Origin of the sequence: Bradyrhizobium australafricanum, from assembly GCF_020329495.1 — a bacterium.
GTDB classification, from domain to species: domain Bacteria; phylum Pseudomonadota; class Alphaproteobacteria; order Rhizobiales; family Xanthobacteraceae; genus Bradyrhizobium; species Bradyrhizobium australafricanum.
In genome coordinates this window covers 24,862-43,145 of the sequence record NZ_JAGKJL010000057.1, presented here as the reverse complement: position 1 = coordinate 43,145, position 18,284 = coordinate 24,862, and the positions used below count along the sequence as shown (strand labels likewise).

Annotated in this window: 16 protein-coding genes; 5 read left to right on the top strand and 11 right to left on the bottom strand. The window is 65.0% G+C overall.

Annotated features, from left to right (window positions below):
• The first annotated feature begins 103 nt into the window (after positions 1 to 103).
• A complete protein-coding gene (locus tag J6525_RS35620) occupies positions 104 to 1,057 on the top strand; it encodes an ABC transporter substrate-binding protein (RefSeq protein ID WP_225648149.1) in 954 nt (317 codons plus the stop codon).
• Between the two features lie 83 nt (positions 1,058 to 1,140).
• Here the strand turns inward: J6525_RS35620 and J6525_RS35615 are convergent, their stop codons facing one another.
• Entirely contained in the window at positions 1,141 to 1,944 is an 804-nt protein-coding gene (locus J6525_RS35615; RefSeq protein WP_225648148.1) for an isocitrate lyase/PEP mutase family protein, read from the bottom strand.
• 69 nt (positions 1,945 to 2,013) lie between these two features.
• Positions 2,014 to 2,913 carry an alpha/beta fold hydrolase gene (locus J6525_RS35610; protein ID WP_092090084.1) on the bottom strand — a complete coding sequence of 300 codons (900 nt, stop codon included), beginning with the start codon at positions 2,911 to 2,913 and terminating at the stop codon, positions 2,014 to 2,016.
• Here J6525_RS35610 and J6525_RS35605 point away from each other — a divergent pair.
• Positions 2,897 to 3,529, top strand: a complete 633-nt coding sequence (locus tag J6525_RS35605) for a MarR family winged helix-turn-helix transcriptional regulator (RefSeq protein ID WP_225648147.1) — start codon at positions 2,897 to 2,899, stop codon at positions 3,527 to 3,529. The two genes, J6525_RS35610 and J6525_RS35605, sit on opposite strands and share 17 nt — an antisense overlap.
• A gap of 239 nt (positions 3,530 to 3,768) precedes the next feature.
• On the opposite strand, the gene J6525_RS35600 is transcribed toward J6525_RS35605, so the two are convergent.
• The 4 genes from J6525_RS35600 to J6525_RS35585 all read right to left on the bottom strand — a co-directional run bounded on the left by J6525_RS35600 (position 3,769) and on the right by J6525_RS35585 (position 8,903).
• Positions 3,769 to 5,610 carry a class I SAM-dependent methyltransferase gene (locus tag J6525_RS35600; protein ID WP_225648146.1) on the bottom strand — a complete coding sequence of 614 codons (1,842 nt, stop codon included), beginning with the start codon at positions 5,608 to 5,610 and terminating at the stop codon, positions 3,769 to 3,771.
• 99 nt (positions 5,611 to 5,709) lie between these two features.
• On the bottom strand, positions 5,710 to 6,984 hold the full coding sequence (locus tag J6525_RS35595) for a cytochrome P450 (RefSeq protein ID WP_225648145.1): 1,275 nt from the start codon (positions 6,982 to 6,984) through the stop codon (positions 5,710 to 5,712).
• Positions 6,985 to 7,014: 30 nt separating this feature from the next.
• Positions 7,015 to 8,286: a cytochrome P450 gene (locus J6525_RS35590; protein WP_225648144.1), complete on the bottom strand. Its 1,272-nt coding sequence runs from the start codon at positions 8,284 to 8,286 to the stop codon at positions 7,015 to 7,017.
• A gap of 242 nt (positions 8,287 to 8,528) precedes the next feature.
• Complete coding sequence (locus J6525_RS35585) at positions 8,529 to 8,903, bottom strand: Rap1a family protein (RefSeq protein WP_225160563.1); 375 nt, start codon at positions 8,901 to 8,903, stop codon at positions 8,529 to 8,531.
• 266 nt (positions 8,904 to 9,169) lie between these two features.
• Here J6525_RS35585 and J6525_RS35580 point away from each other — a divergent pair, with 266 nt between their 5' ends.
• Complete coding sequence (locus J6525_RS35580; RefSeq protein ID WP_225648159.1) at positions 9,170 to 10,321, top strand: DUF898 family protein; 1,152 nt, start codon at positions 9,170 to 9,172, stop codon at positions 10,319 to 10,321.
• Positions 10,322 to 10,325: 4 nt separating this feature from the next.
• Positions 10,326 to 11,447 carry a M48 family metallopeptidase gene (locus tag J6525_RS35575; RefSeq protein WP_225648143.1) on the top strand — a complete coding sequence of 374 codons (1,122 nt, stop codon included), beginning with the start codon at positions 10,326 to 10,328 and terminating at the stop codon, positions 11,445 to 11,447.
• A 26-nt stretch (positions 11,448 to 11,473) separates the two neighbouring features.
• Here the strand turns inward: J6525_RS35575 and J6525_RS35570 are convergent, their stop codons facing one another.
• Positions 11,474 to 12,622, bottom strand: coding sequence for an ABC transporter substrate-binding protein (locus J6525_RS35570; RefSeq protein WP_057019298.1), 1,149 nt, complete (start codon positions 12,620 to 12,622; stop codon positions 11,474 to 11,476).
• Positions 12,623 to 13,073: 451 nt separating this feature from the next.
• Between J6525_RS35570 and J6525_RS35565 the strand changes: the two genes are divergently transcribed.
• Positions 13,074 to 13,286 (top strand): hypothetical protein, encoded by a 213-nt coding sequence (locus J6525_RS35565; RefSeq protein WP_225648142.1) that lies wholly within the window; start codon positions 13,074 to 13,076, stop codon positions 13,284 to 13,286.
• Between the two features lie 618 nt (positions 13,287 to 13,904).
• Here J6525_RS35565 and J6525_RS35560 read toward each other — a convergent pair.
• From J6525_RS35560 to J6525_RS35545, 4 genes are all read right to left on the bottom strand, one after another.
• Complete coding sequence (locus tag J6525_RS35560) at positions 13,905 to 14,900, bottom strand: LysR family transcriptional regulator (protein ID WP_225648141.1); 996 nt, start codon at positions 14,898 to 14,900, stop codon at positions 13,905 to 13,907.
• Positions 14,897 to 16,018 (bottom strand): MerR family transcriptional regulator, encoded by a 1,122-nt coding sequence (locus J6525_RS35555; RefSeq protein ID WP_225648140.1) that lies wholly within the window; start codon positions 16,016 to 16,018, stop codon positions 14,897 to 14,899. The genes J6525_RS35560 and J6525_RS35555 overlap by 4 nt, the downstream gene beginning before the upstream one ends.
• Before the next feature lie 566 nt (positions 16,019 to 16,584).
• Positions 16,585 to 17,385, bottom strand: coding sequence for a DUF2927 domain-containing protein (locus J6525_RS35550; RefSeq protein WP_225648139.1), 801 nt, complete (start codon positions 17,383 to 17,385; stop codon positions 16,585 to 16,587).
• Positions 17,386 to 17,492: 107 nt separating this feature from the next.
• Positions 17,493 to 18,068 (bottom strand): L,D-transpeptidase, encoded by a 576-nt coding sequence (locus J6525_RS35545; RefSeq protein ID WP_035633276.1) that lies wholly within the window; start codon positions 18,066 to 18,068, stop codon positions 17,493 to 17,495.
• Between the last annotated feature and the right edge of the window lie 216 nt (positions 18,069 to 18,284).

Here is an 18,284-nt window from a genome sequence, read left to right as displayed (position 1 = left end):
CCGCCGACGGCGAACGCCAGCGGGTCGATAGAGCATGAGTTGCGCTCACTCTCGTGCAGCCACATCCCACGGACGCGGCAGCCGGCGCGAGGTCCTGTTGTTGATGGCCGCCGCCGCGGCCTGGACCACATCCTCGCGGGCGCAGAAGCCGTCGATGCCTGTGATCGGCTATCTTTGTCCGGAATCGCCGGAGTTGTTTGGCAGCCGGCTGAACGCTTTCCACCAGGGACTTCGTGAAGCCGGCTTTGTCGAGGGCCGCGATGTTGCGATCGAGTATCGGTGGGCCAACGGGCAATATGCCCGGTTACCTGCACTGGCCGGCGAATTGATCGCGCGCGACGTCGATGTGGTGGTTGCGCCCGGCGGCGCGCCCGTCGCGCTCGCCGCCAAGGCTGCCGGCGTCACCAAGACAATCGTCTTCGAGATGGGCGGCGACCCCGTTCAGCTGGGTGTGGTGGACAGCCTGTCGCGGCCGGGAGGCAACATCACGGGAATCTCGAGCCTGAGCGTCGACGTGTCGCCGAAGCGGCTCGAGTTGATGCACGAACTTCTGCCGGCGGTGAAAACGTTGGGGGTCGTGACCAACCCGACAAGTCCAACCGCTAGCTCGCAACTGCAGAGGCTTCAGGCCGCTGCCGAAACTTTAGGGGTCCATCTGCAGATATCGAGGGCAAGCAAGGAGGAGGAGTTCGAAGCCGTATTCGCTTCCGTAGAGAGAGATTCGACAAACGCGCTTGTTTTCACCTCCGATCCCTATTTTGCATTTCGCAGCCGGCGATTGGCCGATCTCGCACTGAAGTATCGTGTTCCCGCAATCACGCAGACCCGGGATTTCCCGACAGCCGGAGGCTTGATGAGCTATGGCGGAGATTTTGTGCAGTCGCATCGACGCGCGGGCGTCTACGCCGGCCGGGTTCTGAAGGGTGAGAAGCCTGCCGATCTTCCGGTCCAGCTGGTCACCAAGGTCGAATTCGTCATCAACCTGAAGACCGCCAAACTGCTTGGCCACGAGTTCTCTGCTTCAGTCGTCAGCGGCGCAGACGAAGTGATCGAGTGAGTCATTCCTTCATGAGCCTGGTAGTCCGGCCGGCGCGGACTGAATGGTCCGGCCGGACCGTGTCATCGCGTGCGCTCACGGGCTCAACTGTCGGGCTGTAGAAACGTGCCGTATTGCTTGCTCGTGGCGACCGCGGCTGCCGCCTGTCCGATCACACGCATTGCCGCCATCATCGGCCACGGCCCAAGGCTCACCCTGCGAACACCGGCACGGGCGAGCTCGCCGATTTCGGGCACGCCTTGCGTCACCATGATATTGACGGGCAGGGGCGTCAGCTGAACCAACCTCTCGATCAGTGCAAGGTCGGAGAGGCCCGGCACAAAGATTCCATCAGCGCCGGCATCGGCATAGACCGTCGCACGTCGCGCCGCCTCATCCAGACATTGCTCGGGCGAGCCGAACTTCAGCAGAAACGGATCGGTTCGCGCATTGATGAAGAGGTGAACGCCGAGTTTTTGCGCGGCGTCCCGCACCGCTCTGATCTTCGCGGCATGCTGCTCCGGAGCGACGAGCTGCCGCTTTCCGCCAACAAGCCCGTCCTCGATATTGATGCCGATCGCGCCAGCCTTCAGGATCATCGCCGCCGAATGCGCGGCGGCATCCGGCGTGTCGCCATACCCCGCCTCCAGATCGATCGACACCGGAACCGGCACCGACGCGGTCATCCGCGAGACCAGGCCTTCCACGATGTCGAGCGGGACATTTTCGCCGTCGGCGTAGCCGAGCGCGGATGCGACCGCGCCGCTGCTGGTCGCCACCGCCGGCGAGGCCTTCGCGATCGCCTTGGCGGTGGCGACGTCCCAGGCGTTGAACAGGACGATCGGATCGCCCTGCTTGTGAAGTCGGTGAAATGCCTCGGCATATTGCTGCTGTGTCGTGGCGTCCATTGCGCGCACTCCTGGTCAGAGAATTCGAAGGATGGTGTGGCTGAAGCGGCCGCAGGTGGTGGCGTCCGTTCAGTCGGCGGCGTGCGTTGTGAACCAGTCCATGATCAGACCTGTGACCTCGGCCTCACGCTCAAGGTGCGGGAAGTGGCCGACATCGGGCAGGACGATGCGCCGATGTGGTCCCTTGAAGAGCGGCTCTTCCTTGATCGAATACCGCGCCGTCGGATCGTTGCCGCCATAGATTGTCAGCGTCGGTGTATGCATGTCGTTGATCGGTAGCCGGCCCGCAACTCCCGCATCGACCAGGCCATTGTAGTATTTCAGCGCCGCCTTCATGGTGCCGGGAGAGCTGAGCGTCTCCTTGACCGAGCGGAGATGCTCGTCGTTCTGCAGGGTTGGCGACCACAGCTTCCAAAGGTAGTCGACGAAGGGAAGTCCCTCGATGTTGACCGCCGAGTGAGCGCCAGGCACCGTGAAGAAATAGACATGGAAAACCGATCGAACGGCATCGGGATCGCTCCGGAGGCTTGGGATTGTGATCGGGTGCGCGGTGTTCATGACCACCGCGGCCTTGATCGCCGACGGCGCCGTGGCCAGTGCCTGGAAGGTTGACGTGCCGCCCCAATCCATGCCGACGACGTAGGCCCGTCCGTCGTCGCTCAGCGCCGCGATCAACGCTTCGAGATCCTGGCCCAGCGCGATCGGATCGAAGATGCCGTCGGCCGGAATCTCGGTCGGCGCATAGCCGCGCAGGAACGGCGCGACCGCGCGATAGCCGGCATCCGCGAACACCTGCAGCTGCTTTCGGTACGACCAGGCGTTGTCGGGAAAGCCATGCATGAACATGACGAGCGGTCCGCTGCCTTGTTCGAGATAGGCAAATCGCACGCCGTTGGCCTGCACGTATTTCAGGGCGGGTTCGCTGCCGGCGGCGTCACGCGTTGCCAGTGCGGTGCTTCGGGTCGTCATCGCTGCTCTCCATTTGTGTCGTCGTTGCGCTCCCGGGCAAATATGTGCGCAGCGCACATATATGGTCAAGTTGTTTTTTGTGCGCAGCGCACATATTATTCCCGGCATGGAACACGGAATCGCTAATCTGCTGGGCGCGCTGTCGCTCGCCGTCATGGATCGTATCGAGCAAGGCGCGCGCGAGGTCGTCGGTCGCGGCGGCGAAACGCCCGCGGCGCTCATCGTCATCGGCTATGGCCAGGGCATGACCAACGACAAGCTGAGGCGGATCCTTGGCCTGTCGCACTCCGGAACGGTCCGCCTGGTCGATCGGCTGGTTTCGGATCGGCTTGTCGAACGCCGGGCCGGCAAGGACGGCCGCGAGGTCGCCTTGCACCTGACGGCATCGGGCGCCGCGTCCCGCAACGAACTGCTGGCGTCGCGGATTTCGGCCGTGACGTCGCTGCTGGACGTACTGTCGGCCGCCGAGAGGAAGCAGCTTGCAACGCTGATCCGCGAGCTGCTGGCGAGGCAGGATACATCCGAAATGGATCGCTTCACGATCTGCCGGATGTGCGACGACCGCGTCTGCACCAATTGCCCGTTGCCGACCAACAAGGGCCAGCACGCGCGCTAGAGAGGTTACTCTGAATCGAGCGGCCAACTCCGCTCACCTCGCCCCGCGTGCGGGGAGAGGTCGGAACGCATCGCTAGATGCGTTCCGGGTGAGGGGGAGTTTCCGCAAACACAGCTATCACCGCTTATGCGGAGAGTGCCCCTCACCCCAACCCTCTCCCCGTAAGAACGGGGAGAGGGAGCGCGGTGCCATCGCGGCCGCTATTCGACCTCATCTCCTCACGCTCCAGCAGCTTGCCGTCAGCGTGCGCTCTTGCCCGCCATGAACACGTACATGTCCCAGAACGTCTCGGGATGATCGACCTCGAAGCGGTGCCACTGATCGAGATCGGTCTCGTCGGCCGCGCCGGGAAACTTCTTGCGGAATTGTTCGAGCACCGCCGGGTCGTCAAACGGCTCGAATCCCCCAAACGTCAGGCCGTGTTCGCTGAGGAATGCCGCGATCGCCGGAATTGTCAGCCGGTGTTCCATGACGTTGAACAGCAGATCGCGGCAGCCGCTCATGCTGTAGAAATCCTTCGCGCCGATCAGCGATTTCCATTTGTCGGCTTCGCGGAAGATGTCCTGCCGGCAGCGTCTGATGTCGTCGGCGGTGGCGCGATAGCCGCGCGCCGCAATGCGATCGCGGGCCTCGACGATGACGCGGCGCGCCAGATCGCTGTAGAGCCCGATGCGCATCGTGCCGCCCGGCCGCAGCAGCGAGACCAGCACGCGCCAGCCGGCCAAGGGGTCGGCAAGATGATGCAGCACGCCGACCGACTCGATGCTGTCGAAGCTGCGATCGATCGAGGCCAATTCCAGGATGTCCGCCTGCGCATAGTCGATGTTGCGCAAGCCGAGCTCCCGCGTCTTGCGGCGCGCATAGGCGAGGCTGGTCCTGCTGATGTCGACCGCGAGCAGGCGGGCGTTGGGATAGACCTGCGCGATCTGGATCGCGTGCGAGCCGGTGCCGCAACCCGCGATCAGGATATCCCGTTCGGCTCGCTGGTCCGCGGTTGCGACGGTTCGTCCCCGCGCCCGATCCGCCGCGAAGGCCGTCAACGGGTTGACGGTCCAGCGCGGATAGGGATTCTCCTCGTATTGGCGCATCACGTCGACCGACACGCTGTTCTTGATCGGTGTGAGCGTCGCAACGGCGGTGCGCTCTTCGATCTCCTCGCGGGGTTCGCGAAGCTGCACCCGCAACAGGCCAGCGACGGTCGCGGGCCAATCCCGGCGCAGCAGCGCGTCCGCCGCGGGCAGGGTATGAAGCGGGAAGTAAGCGGCGACAACGGCCAGCGTGAGCGGCGTGATCGCAGCGCCTGATGCCAGGTCCTGCAGCAACCGGTCGCGCAGCGCGCCCGCGCCTTCGCTTTCCGCTGCGGTCTGCGCATAGACATATTCGTTGATGAAGCACTGCCGGGCGAGCGCGCAGGCAAAGGCTACGATATCGTCGTCGACTTCATCCTGATCCGGCTTGCTCGCGAGCCGCAACAGCTCGGCCCGCGCATATCCGAACAGCACCTCGAGCTGCATGCTCGCCAGCGTCGTCGTTTCCATCGCGCAGCGCAGGAACAGGTCGTTCGCGAGCGGGGTGACGCCCTCGCTGCCGAACAATTCGGCGCTTGTGACCAGTAGCGGCCACTTGCTTGCAATCCGTCCGACATAGCTGGTGACGGTCGGGCTCTGCAGGATGAAGCCGACCGCCTTCGCGTCCATGCCGAGCGCCAGCGCCTTGCTGAAATGCGCGGCCGCCTTGCTGCGATTGCCCAGTGCCTGGTAGGAGTTACCGGCGTTGTAATGGCAGGCGGCGTTGACGTCGTCCGAGGCAATCGCCTTGGTGAACATCTTCGCGGCAGCCCGGTGATCGCCGGCAGCCTGCGCCATCAGGCCGAGAAGGTTCAGGCTCTGCACATGGCCAGGCTCGCGCGCGAGAATCTGCCGGCAGATCTCCTGCGCTTCGTTGAAGCGGCGCATCCCGTAGAAGCGGCTGGCCTCAGCGGCGAGGCCGCCAATGCTGACACCCGTGGAACCGAAGGCAGGTGCGTTTTTGCTGGACGCGTCCCGTTGCTTCCCGGCCGCACGCCGCTCTTTTCGGTTCATGTTCCGTCAACTGGCCCGAGCTGTAAGACGCGGTGCATCAACCACCACGCCCGGGAAGACATAGGGCCGATCGTCTTTGTGGCCAAGGACAATCTGGCTTCAGCCCGGGATCCGCACCGGCAGGTTCTCGATGCCGCGGACGAAGCTGGAATAGACCCGCTTCGGCTCACCGACCACCTCGATGCGGTCGAAGCGCTTCAGCATCTCTTCCCAGACGATCCGAAGCTGCAGCTCGGCGAGCCGCATGCCGACGCAGCGGTGGATGCCGAAGCCAAACGACAGGTGGATGCGCGGCCGCGGGCGGTCGATGATGAACTCGTTCGGACGATCGATCACCTCGTCGTCGCGGTTGCCGGAGACGTACCACATCACGACGCGGTCGCCCTTCCTGATCGTCTTGCCGCCGATCTCGGTGTCCTGAAGCGCGGTGCGCCGCATATGCGCCAGCGGCGTCTGCCAGCGGATCACCTCCGGCACCATGGTGTCGATCAGCGCCGGGTTCTCCTTCAGTTTCCTGAACTGGTCGGGATGCTCGTGCAGCGCCAGCACCGAGCCGCTCATGGTGTTGCGCGTGGTGTCGTTGCCGCCGACGATCAGCAGGATGATGTTGCCCATCAGATTGTCGGGGTCCATGTGCCGCGTGGCGTCGCTATGCGCCATCATCGACAAAAGGTCGTTGCGCGGCGGGGCGTTGACGCGCTCGTTCCAGAGCTTCGAGAAATAGGCGTAGCACTCGTCCATCTCCTGCCGCCGCTGCTCCGGCGAGTTGACGATGCCGCTCTTCGGCAGCGCGGTGGAGACGTCGGACCAGCGCGTCAGCTTGCGCCGCTCCTCCCAGGGGAAGTCGAACAGCGTCGCCAGCATCTGGGTGGTCAATTCGATCGAGACGCGCTCGACGAAGTTGAAGGTCTCGTTGCGCGGCAGATTGTCGAGCACGCTGGCCGAGCGCTGCCGGATCAGCTTTGCCAGCTCGTCGAGATGCGTGGGCGTGAACATCGGCGACACGGTCTTGCGCTGATGGGCGTGCCTCGGCTGGTCCATCGCAATGAAGCTCGGATAGTCGTAGCCGGGCGGCACGTCGCGGATCGAGATGCCGCCGAGCGTGGAGTCCGAGGAGAAGATGCCGTGGCTGGTGTCGACATGCATGATGTCGTTGTACTTCACCACCGACCAGTACGGCTCGATCGGCGCATTGGTGCAGTAGTGCACCGGCTCTTCCTGGCGCAGCCGCTCGAACCACGGCCACAGCGTGTCGTTCTGGAACAGCTTTGGCGCGCCGGGATGAAAATCCTTGAGCGGTGTCGAATACGCTTCCTCGCGGGCCTGGCGCAGCAGCTCGGCCCGGTCGGCACGGATGGCGGTCTGGACGTTCATGTTCCTTGATCCCGGTTGGCTCGCGACGCGTCAGGCGGCGATGCGCACTGGCAGCGTCTCGTAGCCCTTGATGAAGCTGGAATACACCCGCTGCGGCTCCTCCACCACCTCGATGGTGTCGAAGCGCTTGAGGATCTCCTCCCAGATGATCTTGAGCTGCAGCTCGGCAAGCCGCAGGCCGACGCAGCGGTGGATGCCGAAGCCGAACGAGATGTGGGTGCGCGGCCGGGCGCGGTCGATCAGGAACTCGTAAGGCTTCTCGATCGCTTCCTCGTCGCGGTTGCCCGAGACGTACCACATCACCACCTTGTCGCCCTTCTTGATCTGGCGGCCGCGGAACTCGTAGTCGGCGAGCGCGGTACGCCGCATATGGGCGAGCGGCGTCTGCCAGCGGATCACCTCGGGCACGAAGCTGTCGATCAGCGCCGGGTTCTCCCGCAGCTTGCGGTACTGCTCCGGATGCCTGCTCAGCGCATAGATGCTGCCGGACAGCGTGTTGCGCGTGGTGTCGTTGCCGCCGACGATCAGCAGGATCAGATTGCCGAGGAAGTTCTTCGGGTCCATGTTCCGCGTGGCGTCGCTGTGCGCCATCATCGAGAGCAGATCGCTCTTCGGCGGCTGGCTCGCGCGCTCCTTCCACAGCCTTGCGAAATAGCTCGCGCATTCCATCAGTTCGGCCTGCCGCTCGTCTTCGGTGGCGACGAGGCCGCCGGCGCCGGGCAGGGTGGTCGCGACGTCGGACCAGCGCGTTAGCTTGCGGCGGTCTTCCCAGGGGAAGTCGAACAGCACCGCGAGCATCTGGGTCGTCAGCTCGATCGAGACCTTGTCGACCCAGTCGAACACCTCGCCGCGCGGCAGATTGTCGAGGCACTCGGTCGAGCGCTTGCGGATGTTGGTGGCGAGCTCGTCGAGGTGCGTCGGCGTGAACATCGGCGCCACGGTCTTGCGCTGCGCCGAATGGCGCGGCTGGTCCATCGCGATGAAGCTTTCGCGGCGCAGATCCGGCGGCACGTCGCGGATGGTGATGCCGCCGAGCGAGGCGGCCGAGGAGAACACCGAGTGGTTGGTCTCGATGTCCATGATGTCGTTGTAGCGGGTGATCGACCAGTACGGACCGAACATCGAGTCCTTGCAGTAATGCACCGGATCCTCGCGGCGCAGCCGGTCGAAATACGGCCAGAAGGTATCGGTCTTGAACAACTCGGGATTGCCGGGATCGTAGTCCGAAAGCGCAAGCGAATTGGCGCGTTCGCGTGCGGCGTCCAGATTCGTGTTGTCGACGAGATCGATGGTCCCATGCATGAGCGGCTCCTCAACCGTTTGAGCTGCCGGGGCATGGCCGGCGCGGCATGTTTTACCGAATTACATTCTCATTCCGCGGTTTGCGCAAGGGCTCTCGACGCGCATTTGGCCGCATTGATGTCAGGCCAAAGCGGCCGAATCCGGGCTTTTCCGGTGGGGAAGGGGCCGCGGCCGCGACCACGCCCGTTTGAAACGGCGTTTGATCTGGCCGGGCGGCGGCGTGCGAACGGTGCGGGTGCCGTTTATTGACTGCCGGTTTTCTCGCCGGCGGGCTTTTCGCAGGGGTAGGTGTCCTGCATCCCCCACAGCAGCAGGAGAGCGATCACCATCTCACCTTTCGCCGAGCGCTTGTCGGCGGACTTGAGCATGATCTCTTCGGTCTGCTCGCTGCTCAGTGCGAGGTCGTCGGGCATGCAGAACAACAATTGGCCGCCATGCCGTTTCAGCCAGGCATTGGAGGCCATCAGGCCGCCCCTGACGCCGTCCAGATACATATGATTGAAGATGCGGAAATTCTCACTCTTTGGATTGCGATAGGAATCCAGCCGCACGTCGACGGCAGCAGCCGGAGCTGCCGTGAGCGCCAGAAGGCATGCCGACAAGATCCATCTGGTCATCGCTGCGGTTTCCTCGCTTTGCGGCGGCGCCTTCGCCTCGATCGCCTGATCGTTAAGTATGTCATTGCCGCCCTGGGGTTCGACGCCGGCGGTCGATCGAGGACTGCGCGGTTTCCGGCATTGCCGTTAAGGCATGGCCAACCGCATCCCGCCAAAAATCGGCCGGCGATCTCGACCTTGTGTGAAACCTGGATCACACTCGCGACGACAAATCTGTGCTTTTGATACCCAGAGATTGTCCCGCCAGGAGCCATCCCGTGAACGACATGAGCTGGACCCCGCTGGGTCCGCCGCAGCCGCCTCCGCAACCGGCCCCGCCGCCGATGCCGGTGGCGTTTTCAGGGAACCGGAAGGAGTTCTTTCGCCTGGTCGCGCGCGGCGCCGGGCTCGAACTGGTCACGGTCGGCTTCTACCGGTTCTGGCTCACCACCGACATCCGCCGTCATCTGTGGTCGAACAGCCAGATCGATGGCGACGCGCCGGAATATACCGGCCGCGGCAAGGAGCTCCTGATCGGCTTCCTGGTCGCGCTCGCGATCCTGGTGCCGATCTATCTCGGCTATTTCCTGATCGGTATCGAGGCGGAGCATCTCAAGGCGTTCGCCTCGCTGCCGCTGGTCGCCTTCTTCTATTTGTTCGGCCAGTTCGCGATCTATCGCGCGCGGCGTTACCGCCTGACCCGCACGGTGTGGCGCGGCGTCCGCTTCTGGATGAGCGGCTCGGGCTGGGTCTATGCGCTCAAGGCCTCGCTCTGGGGCGTGCTGGTCGTGATCACGCTCGGCCTCGCGCTGCCGTGGCGCGAGGCGGCGCTCGAACGCTACAAGATGCGGCACTCCTATTACGGCGACCTGCAAGGCTCGTTCGACGGCCGCGGCTGGGAGTTCTTCGCGCGGGGCTGGTGGCTCTGGGTCCTGATGCCGTTCGCGCTCTACAGCACGATCTTCGCCCCGTTCGCCTATGCCGCGTTCAAGGCGGTCGAGTGGCGCTGGTGGCTGTCGGGAATCCGCTTCGGCGACGTGAGGCTGGAATCCACCCTCCGCCGCGGCGCGCTGATCGGCCTGTACTGGAAGGTGATCGGCTGGGTCGTGCTGCTCGGCGTGGTGTTCGCGGCATATCTCGCGCTCTGCATCTTGCTGGTCGCCAGCATGGACGGCTCCTCGATCGCGGACTTCTTCAGGACCGAGGCGTTCGCCAAGAGCATTCCGCTGATCGTGCTGCTCGGCATCGGCTACCTCGCCTTTGCGCTGGCGCTGAACGTGGTGTTGCGCGTCTATCTGATGCGCGATCTCTGGGTCCGGGTGCTGTCCTCGACCATCGTGCACAACATCGGCGCGGCCGCCAACGTCACCGCGCGCGGCGAACTCGCCAACGCGCTCGGCGAAGGCTTTGCCGACGGCCTCGACGTCGGGGGCTTCTAGCCCCATGGAATCCGATTCCGGCCAGACCAATTCTGCGGCGGCGCCGGCTCCCGGCGGCGTCTTCTTCGACGGCCTGTCGAACCGGCGGCGCATCGTCGCGCTCAGGCTGTCTGATGCGCTGGAGATCAGGGAAGACGGCGCGCTGCTCGCGCGCTGGGCGTTTCACGACATCCGCCGCGCCGACAGCCCGTCCGGCCTGTTGCGGCTGAGCTGCCTGACCGCACCGCCTCTGGCGCGGCTCGACATCCGCGACGCCGGGCTGATCGCCGCGCTGGTCGCGCGCTGCGACACGCTCGAGGCGGATTTGCCGAACCGCAGGGGCGTCGCCGCGATCGTCGGCTGGTCGCTCGCGGCCGCGGTGTCGATCGTGCTGGTGGTGCTGTTCGGCGTGCCGCTCGCCGCCGAGCGGCTCACGCCGCTGGTGCCCGACTCGTTCGAGCGCCGCATCGGCGATGTCGCGGAGGCGCAGGTCAAGGTGCTGTTCGACGGCAAGCCGTGCAGCAATCCGGCCGGCCAGGCGGCCTTCGCGAAGCTGGTCGGCAAGTTGCGGCAGTCCGCGGGCTTCGATACGTCGGTGCAGTCGGGCGTGCTGGCGACGTCGGTGCCGAACGCCTTTGCGCTGCCGGGCGGCAAGGTCTATCTGTTCGACGGGCTCTTGGAGAAAGCCGAGAACCCCGACGAGATCGCCGGCGTGCTGGCGCATGAGCTCGGCCATCTCCGGCACCGCGACAGCATGCGCGAATTGATCCACAACGGCGGCACCTCGTTCCTGATCGGGCTGTTGTTCGGCGATGTCACCGGCTCCGGCGCGCTGATCTTCGCCTCGCGCTCGCTGGTGACGTCGTCCTATTCGCGCGACGCCGAGACCAACGCCGACAGCTTCGCGATCGAGACCATGCACAAGCTCGGCCGTCCGGCCAAGCCGATGGGCGAACTGATGTTCCGCGTCACCGGCAAGGAGGGCGGCAAGGGGCTCTCGCTCGTCTCCAGCCATCCCTTGACCGAGGACCGCCTCGCGCGCATGGACAAGGCCGATGCCGCCAGCCGGCCCGACGGTCCGCCGCTGCTGTCACCAGCCGAATGGCAGGCGCTGAAGGGTATCTGCAGCGGCGCCGGCAAGGTGTGACGGCGCAGCCGCCGACGGTCCCCTCGCTACTTCACCAGCCGGAACTTGCCGCCCTCGACCTTGATCAGGAACGCCGAACGCTCGTCATAGCCGTTGTGATCGGTCGGGCTCATGGTCGAGAGGCCGTTGTTCAGGTAGACGTCCTTGCCGCGCTCGAGCTCGTCGCGCAGCGCGGCGCGGAATTCCGCCGTGCCTGGCTTTGCGGTCTTCAGCGCATTCGCGGCTGCCCGCTTGAACAGCGTGACGGCGTCCCACAGATGCGCGCCGAAGATGTTCGGCTTCTGCCCGTTGGCCTTCTCGTAGGACGACACGAACTCGTCGCGCACCTGGCGGAACGGATCGTTCGCCGGCAGATCGTCGGCGATGGTGAAGGCTTCGCCGGTGAAGATCGCGCCCTCGACATTGGCGCCGCCGAGCTTGATGAATTCCTCCGACGCCACGCCGTGGGTCTGGAAGATCTTGCCGGCATAGCCGCGGCTGCGCAGCGCCTCCTGCGGCAGCACGGCGGGCGTGCCGGCGGAGGCGATGAACACCGCTTCCGGATTGGTCGCGATCACCTTCAGCGCCTGGCCCATCGCGCTGGTGTCGGCCCGCGCATAGACCTCATGCGTCGTCACGGTGAGGCCGAGCTGAGGGGCGAGCCGCGACACCTCCTTGTAGTAGCCTTCGCCATAGCCGTCGGAGACGCCGATATAGCCGAGCGTCTTGATGCCGGACTTGGCGATGTATTTCAGGATCGCCGCCGCCATCAGGTCGTCATTGGGCACCACCTTGAACGCCCAGCGGCGGCGGTCGTCCATCGGCTGCACGATCGCGGTCGCCGCCGCGAGCGAGATGATCGGCGTCTTGCTCTCCACGGCGACGTCGAGCATCGGCATGGTCACCGGGGTGAGCGAGGAGCCGATCAGGATATCGACGCCGTCCTGGATCACGAGGCGCCGCGCATTCTGCGTGCCCTTGGTCGGGTCGGACTCATCGTCGAGCGCGATATAGGTGACCTTCTCGCCGCCGATCTCCTTCGGCAGCGCGGCGATGGTGCGCATCTGCGGCTGGCCGAGCGCCGAGCCCGGTCCGGATCCGGACACCACGACGCCGACCTTGATGTCGGCACGCGCGCCCGGCGCAATCAGGATCGCGCTCGCAAATGTCAACAGTCCGGCCATGGCCAGCTTCATTGCAAATCCTCCCAGCAGGTTCTTTTTATCTGCGGCCGATGATAGCGGACCGCCGTCCGCTCGCGCATCATATTGATTCCGCCCGATCCGTCTGTCCCCCTGATTGGGGACACTGCGCGGCGCTGGGCAGGGCCGTGCGCCCTTGAGTCCTGCCCTGATCGGCCGGGGTGCCGGAACGGGGAACGCGGATGGCGAGGCCGACATCGTCCGGAGTTCTTGAACGGGCTCCGCCCGTCCTCAACCTCGCGTTTACCAATCCCTTAAAGGCCGTGAGAACCAGTTTCCCTAATCGGGCGGCAACGTCCTGCTGTTATTGAAGGACAGGAAAAGGGAGTACGAACCATGTTCAGCATTGTTCGGATCCTCGTCTTGATCGCATGTGCACATGCGGGATCCGTGGTTGCGGAAGTGCAGTGGGACGGCGCGCAGTCATCGCCAGCGGTCCACGTCCATGATTGAGCCCCATCCGATTGCGTCCGAGCACGCGCGCGCCATCTGCGAAGAGATTGGCGAGCGGCTGCGCCATGCCCTGCGTGGCGATTACGCCGATCTGCCGCCAAGGCTGCGCGAGCTGGTCAACGAGCTTGCTCTGCAGGAGTGTAAAGCGCCATCGCTGGTGCCCACGATGGCGGAGATGACGAGACCGCTGGTCGTCGCGGCCTAGGTCATCGCCTCACGACGATCTGCCGATCCACCGAATAGGAATTTCCGGCGCAGCGGCTCCCGCTCGTGGCGGCTTTTGACCCTGAGCGGACTATAATGTTTGACGCGCTAGGCGACTAGGAACTGGAGCAGCGAGGATGTCGCTCATCTTAAGCCTACTTGGAATTGCGCTAATCGGCATTGCTGGATGGGGTTTTATGTCCGTCATGAGCGAGCTGGCAAAGTGGTATCCTCAAGAGCCAGTCGATGCGATTTCCCGCAGGCTCGAGGTTGAAAGTTTTGTCTGGAGCTCCCGCGCATCGCGCGTACTGCGACGCCGGTTTGTTGTGACACAGGCGTGCACTGTCCCGGCGTCGCTGTGCTTGGCTGCGCTAGTTTGGCTGAACGAGACAAACCCTGACCTCCGTGTCTGGGGGACTGTAGCATTCTGCTCGCTGTCAATCTTCGTTGCTGGTTGGCTGGCTTGGAAGGTCATTCGGCGCGGGGTGTGATCGCGCTATTTTTAGACCGGAGGACTGCTATTGGCTCAAGGCTGACCTGCCGCCTCCGTCGCTGCTAGTCTTGTCCGGGAAGCCGAGGTGGACAGGGGCGTTTCTTGAGCTGCACGCTCGCGCGCCGCTCACACGTTCTTCGCGACCTTCCGTGTCCGCGTCGGACCGGCGCCGGCGATCGGCGGCTTGATATTCCACACCGCGCGCACGCTTGCGAAGGCGTGCGCGATCACCGGCTCCTGGCGGCGGGCGGCGAGGCTGGCGAAGGAGAGATCGCAGGTCAGCTTCACCTTGTCGGCGACCACGAACTGATGCGGCCGCGCCATCCGCGGCGCCAGCACGTTGTCGCGTGCGAGGCTGAGGCAGAGGCCGGATTCGACGAAGTCGATCATCGCCTCTTCCTGGTCGGTGTAGCCGATCCGCTTCGGCAATGCGCCGAGCGGGCGGAAGATGTCGTCGAGCAGCCGCCGGTGGCCGGAGTGCGGCGGTGTCGCGAGCCAGGGCAGCTCGGCGAGCTCGGCCCAGCCCTTGCCCATCACCCGGTCGCGCCAGGCGATCGGTGCGATCACCCGGTAGTCGTAGCAAAGCAGCGGGGCCAGCTGGTAGCGGCCGTCGACGATGGTCCGTTCGGTGAAGCTGTGATGGACGAGCTGGTCCTGAGGCGTGGCGTCGACATAGTAGCCGACGTCGAGTTCGCCGCGGCCGATCTGCGCCAGCACGTCGTCGCTCACGCCATGGCGCAGGAAGACCTCGGTGCGCTGCGAGGACATCGCAAGGCTGCGCACGAACGGTCCGAGCCGGGTGAATTCGGGGTCGAGGATGGTGCCGACGCGCAGCGTGCCGCGCTGTGCCTCGTTCAGCGAGTCCGCCATCGCCTTGAAATCGGAGGCGGCCGCGACCGCCCGGTGCGCCAGCGGCAGCAGCGCGGCGCCGGCCTCGGTCAGGGTGAATCCGGCAGGTGTGCGGTTGAACAGCTGCAGCCCGGTGCTTTCCTCGAGTGCCTTTAGCTGCAGGCTGACCGCGGGCTGGGTCAGTTTCAGCATCGCCGCTGCGCGCGATACCGTGCCCTCACGGGCAACCGTGATGAAGCAACGCAAGGCCTGGGTACGGGGAAGCTCGATCATCGCACGTGCTTATAGCACACTTTTTTTGCGCGCATCCGACCTGCGTCGTGCATTGTCATGCGATTATAATACAACCAATGCGAGAAATCAGGACGGCCGCCACGCGATCGTGCCTTCGGTGCGCGCGCGGACCTCGGGCGAAGCAAGGCAGGTCGCGACCGCTTCATAGCCCGCCGCGCCCGGGACGGGCGTAACGCAGATCGGCCGGCTGTGATTGGCGGGGCACAGGATGATCGCTTCATCGTCGCCGACCGCGTCGAGATCCAGGATCGCGTTGGAGCGGGTGAGGAAGAATAGCGGCCGGGCCTCGGTCCGCGGCGGCGCAGATGCGCGATGACGGCTTCCTGGCTCGCCGCATCGAGCCCTTGCTCGAGCATGTCGATCACGAGGATCGCGTCGTCGCCGGCCTCGAGCGCCGCGAGCAGGGCGGTCAGCGCCGGCGAGTCCACGGCGCCGTCGGCCAGCAGGGTGGCAAGGCTCGCCGCGACCCTGGCGTCGTGCGCCGGATCGGCATCGAGGCGCGCCCGCACGGCCGCGCCGCCGTCGGCCGCGCGGTCCAGCCCGACGAAGCTGGCGCCGGGCAGGGCTTCGGCGAGCCGTTGCGCAAGGCGCGCCTTGCCGCTGCCGAGCGGGCCGACGATGTAGTTCAGCCGTTTGATGTCGCGCAGCTCGAAGCGCTCGCCGCCCCACGGCCACGGCAGATCGAACGCGACGCCGATCGCCGGCCGTGTCCGCACCGCACCGATGATGTCGCCGGTCGCGGGCATCCTGCCGCCGCCAAGGTCGGCGCGCAGCCGGCGCAGTTTGGCGATGCTGTCGCCGCATTGGCGGATGCGCACTTCGAGCGCGGCCTCGTGTGCGGCCAGCACACGGCCGAGGATGACGGCGTCGCCGCTCAGGATCCGCGCCACTTCACCGATGCTGAGGCCGAGCGCGCGCAGCTCGACGATCTCGGCGCCGCGCGCCATCTCGGCCGGACCATAGGCGCGCCATCCCGCCGGCGTGCGGCCGGGTGCGATCAGGCCGCGCTCCTCGTACAGGCGCAACGCTTTCGCGGAGATGCCGAGCTGCCTCGCAGCTTCGGACGGGCTGAGGAAACGGGCGGCAGCAGCATTCATCGAATCACCTCGCGTCGTCTGACCGCGCCTCTATGGAGGCGGCCGCAGGGGCAAGGTCAAGCGGGGAGGACGGTGATTCCGTGTCCTGGGTGTGAGCAGTGAGCTGAGCACGCCGGTCAGGATCACCTGCATGCGCGCGGGTGATGACGCCGAACCAGCTGTTTGACGGTGGAATCGAGGACCATTCTCATCGTCGTCCTGGCAAAGGCCAGGACCCATTACCCCAAATCTCAATCGTTGCGCGACGCTGGAGCCACGATCCCGTTCACAATCAAATGCGGTGGTTATGGGTCCTGGCTTTCGCCAGGACGACGATTGGGGAGATCGCACGCTCATGTTGCGAGAACGCGGAGGTATGATTCACAAGCGGCGCAACAAATTCAGTGTCGTCCCTGCCTAGTGCGCAATTGCGCACGGGAGCAGGGACCCATAACCACAAATGTTGATTGTTATGCACCGCTGGAACGACGAGTCCCGTCAACAACATCTGCCGCGGAGTATGGGTCCCGGCCTGCGCCGGGACGACGGCGGTATGTGTCGCGAGCGCCTGCGCTCATCGCCCACCCTCACTCCAGATGGTTCACCTTCGCCACCCAGGCGCGGACGTCGGCGAGCACGGCGGGGAGCACGGCCTTGACCTCCTGCACGGTCATGCCGGGCTTGATGCGGGGGTCGTAGAGCAGGTTGAGCAGATATTGGTCGTAGACGTCGAAATAGCCCATCGAGACGTTGTCGTTGAACATGGTCCACGGCACGGTGGCGGTGTCGTTGATCGGGCCGAGCGACTGCAACAGCTCCTCATAGGCGCAGTCGAGGAAGACGAAATCGCCGTTGTCGACGGTGAGGATCACGTCGGAATGCTCGATCTCGTAGTTCTCGTTCTTGCGGAAGCCGGACAGGCATTGCGGGTCGAGCGAGGAGCGGATCTCCCTGGCGCGCTCCTGGCCGTAGAAGGTCGCGATCGTGCGGTACAGCTCGCGGTCGCGCACCAGCTTGACCACGACATTGGCCGCTTCGTTGTTCTCGGTCATCGCGATGTCGAGATGCTGCACCTTGCTGCGGATGTCGGCGACGACCCTGGCGAGCTGGGCCTTGCGGTCGGCGCGGCTGCCGTCGGCGAACACGCGCACCGGACTGTCATACTTGCGGATGCGGTCGACCCGCCCGGCGAGATGATATTCGGCACCGAACGCGGTTTTCAGAAAGCCCTCGACGATCTCGGCGTCGGTGAAGACCTTCTTCTCGTTGCGCTGGCGCGCGGCGATCGCCGGTACCTCGGTGGCGGCCGCGGGCAGCGCGGCATCAGCGAGGCAAGCGGCGAGCGTTGCGGCGAGAAGGACGAGGATGGAAGGACGGTGCTGGGGCATTGTGACAACGCTGCCGCAAGGCTTGCGGCAGCGCAAGGAGGGATCAAGGCGACGGGATCAGCGATCTTGCCGAATGGCGGCGCCTGGTTCCGTTGAAATCGACGCGATCAGTTGTTCTTCACCACCACGGTGGTGCCGACCGAGACCCGACCATAGAGATCGGTGACGTCGTCGTTGGTCATGCGGAAGCAGCCCGACGAGACGGCTTGGCCGATCGTCTCCGGCTCGTTCGAGCCGTGGATGCGGTAGAGCGTCGAGCCGAGATACATCGCGCGCGCGCCGAGCGGGTTCTCGATGCCGCCGTTCATGTGGCGCGGCAGATCGGGGCGGCGGCGCAGCATCTGCGACGGCGGCGTCCACGACGGCCATTCCTTCTTTGCGGAGATGCGGTGGACACCGCTCCAGCGGAAGCCGTCGCGGCCGACGCCGATGCCGTAGCGCAGCGCCTGCCCGTTCGCCAGCACCAGATAGAGCCGGCGCTCGGCGGTGTTCACCACGACGGTGCCGGGGGCGTAGTTGGTCGGGTAGTTGACGGTGGTGCGCGGGATCGGGCTTGCGCCGCCGCCGCCGAAGAAGCTCGGGGCCTCGGACTGATAGCCGCGGGAGTCGAAGAACTGGGCGTGGGCCTGGCCGGCACCTGCCAGGATCGTGAGCGCGGCAAACATCAAGGCAATCGGGCGCATGGTCGTCGTCCTCGCGAACAATCAAATATGCAGTCAGAGAGGCCACAATTACCGGCGTTTCGCAAGCGACGAAGCCGTGACCTCAGGCATTTTCGAACAACACGGTTTAAAAAGGCAACAGATCGGAAGCGATACCTGCATTGTCCGGCCAAGCCTTTGACGAAGCGGCTGAAGAATGGTTGATCTGGAGCGTTTTCAAGCGAAGTGGGTACCGGT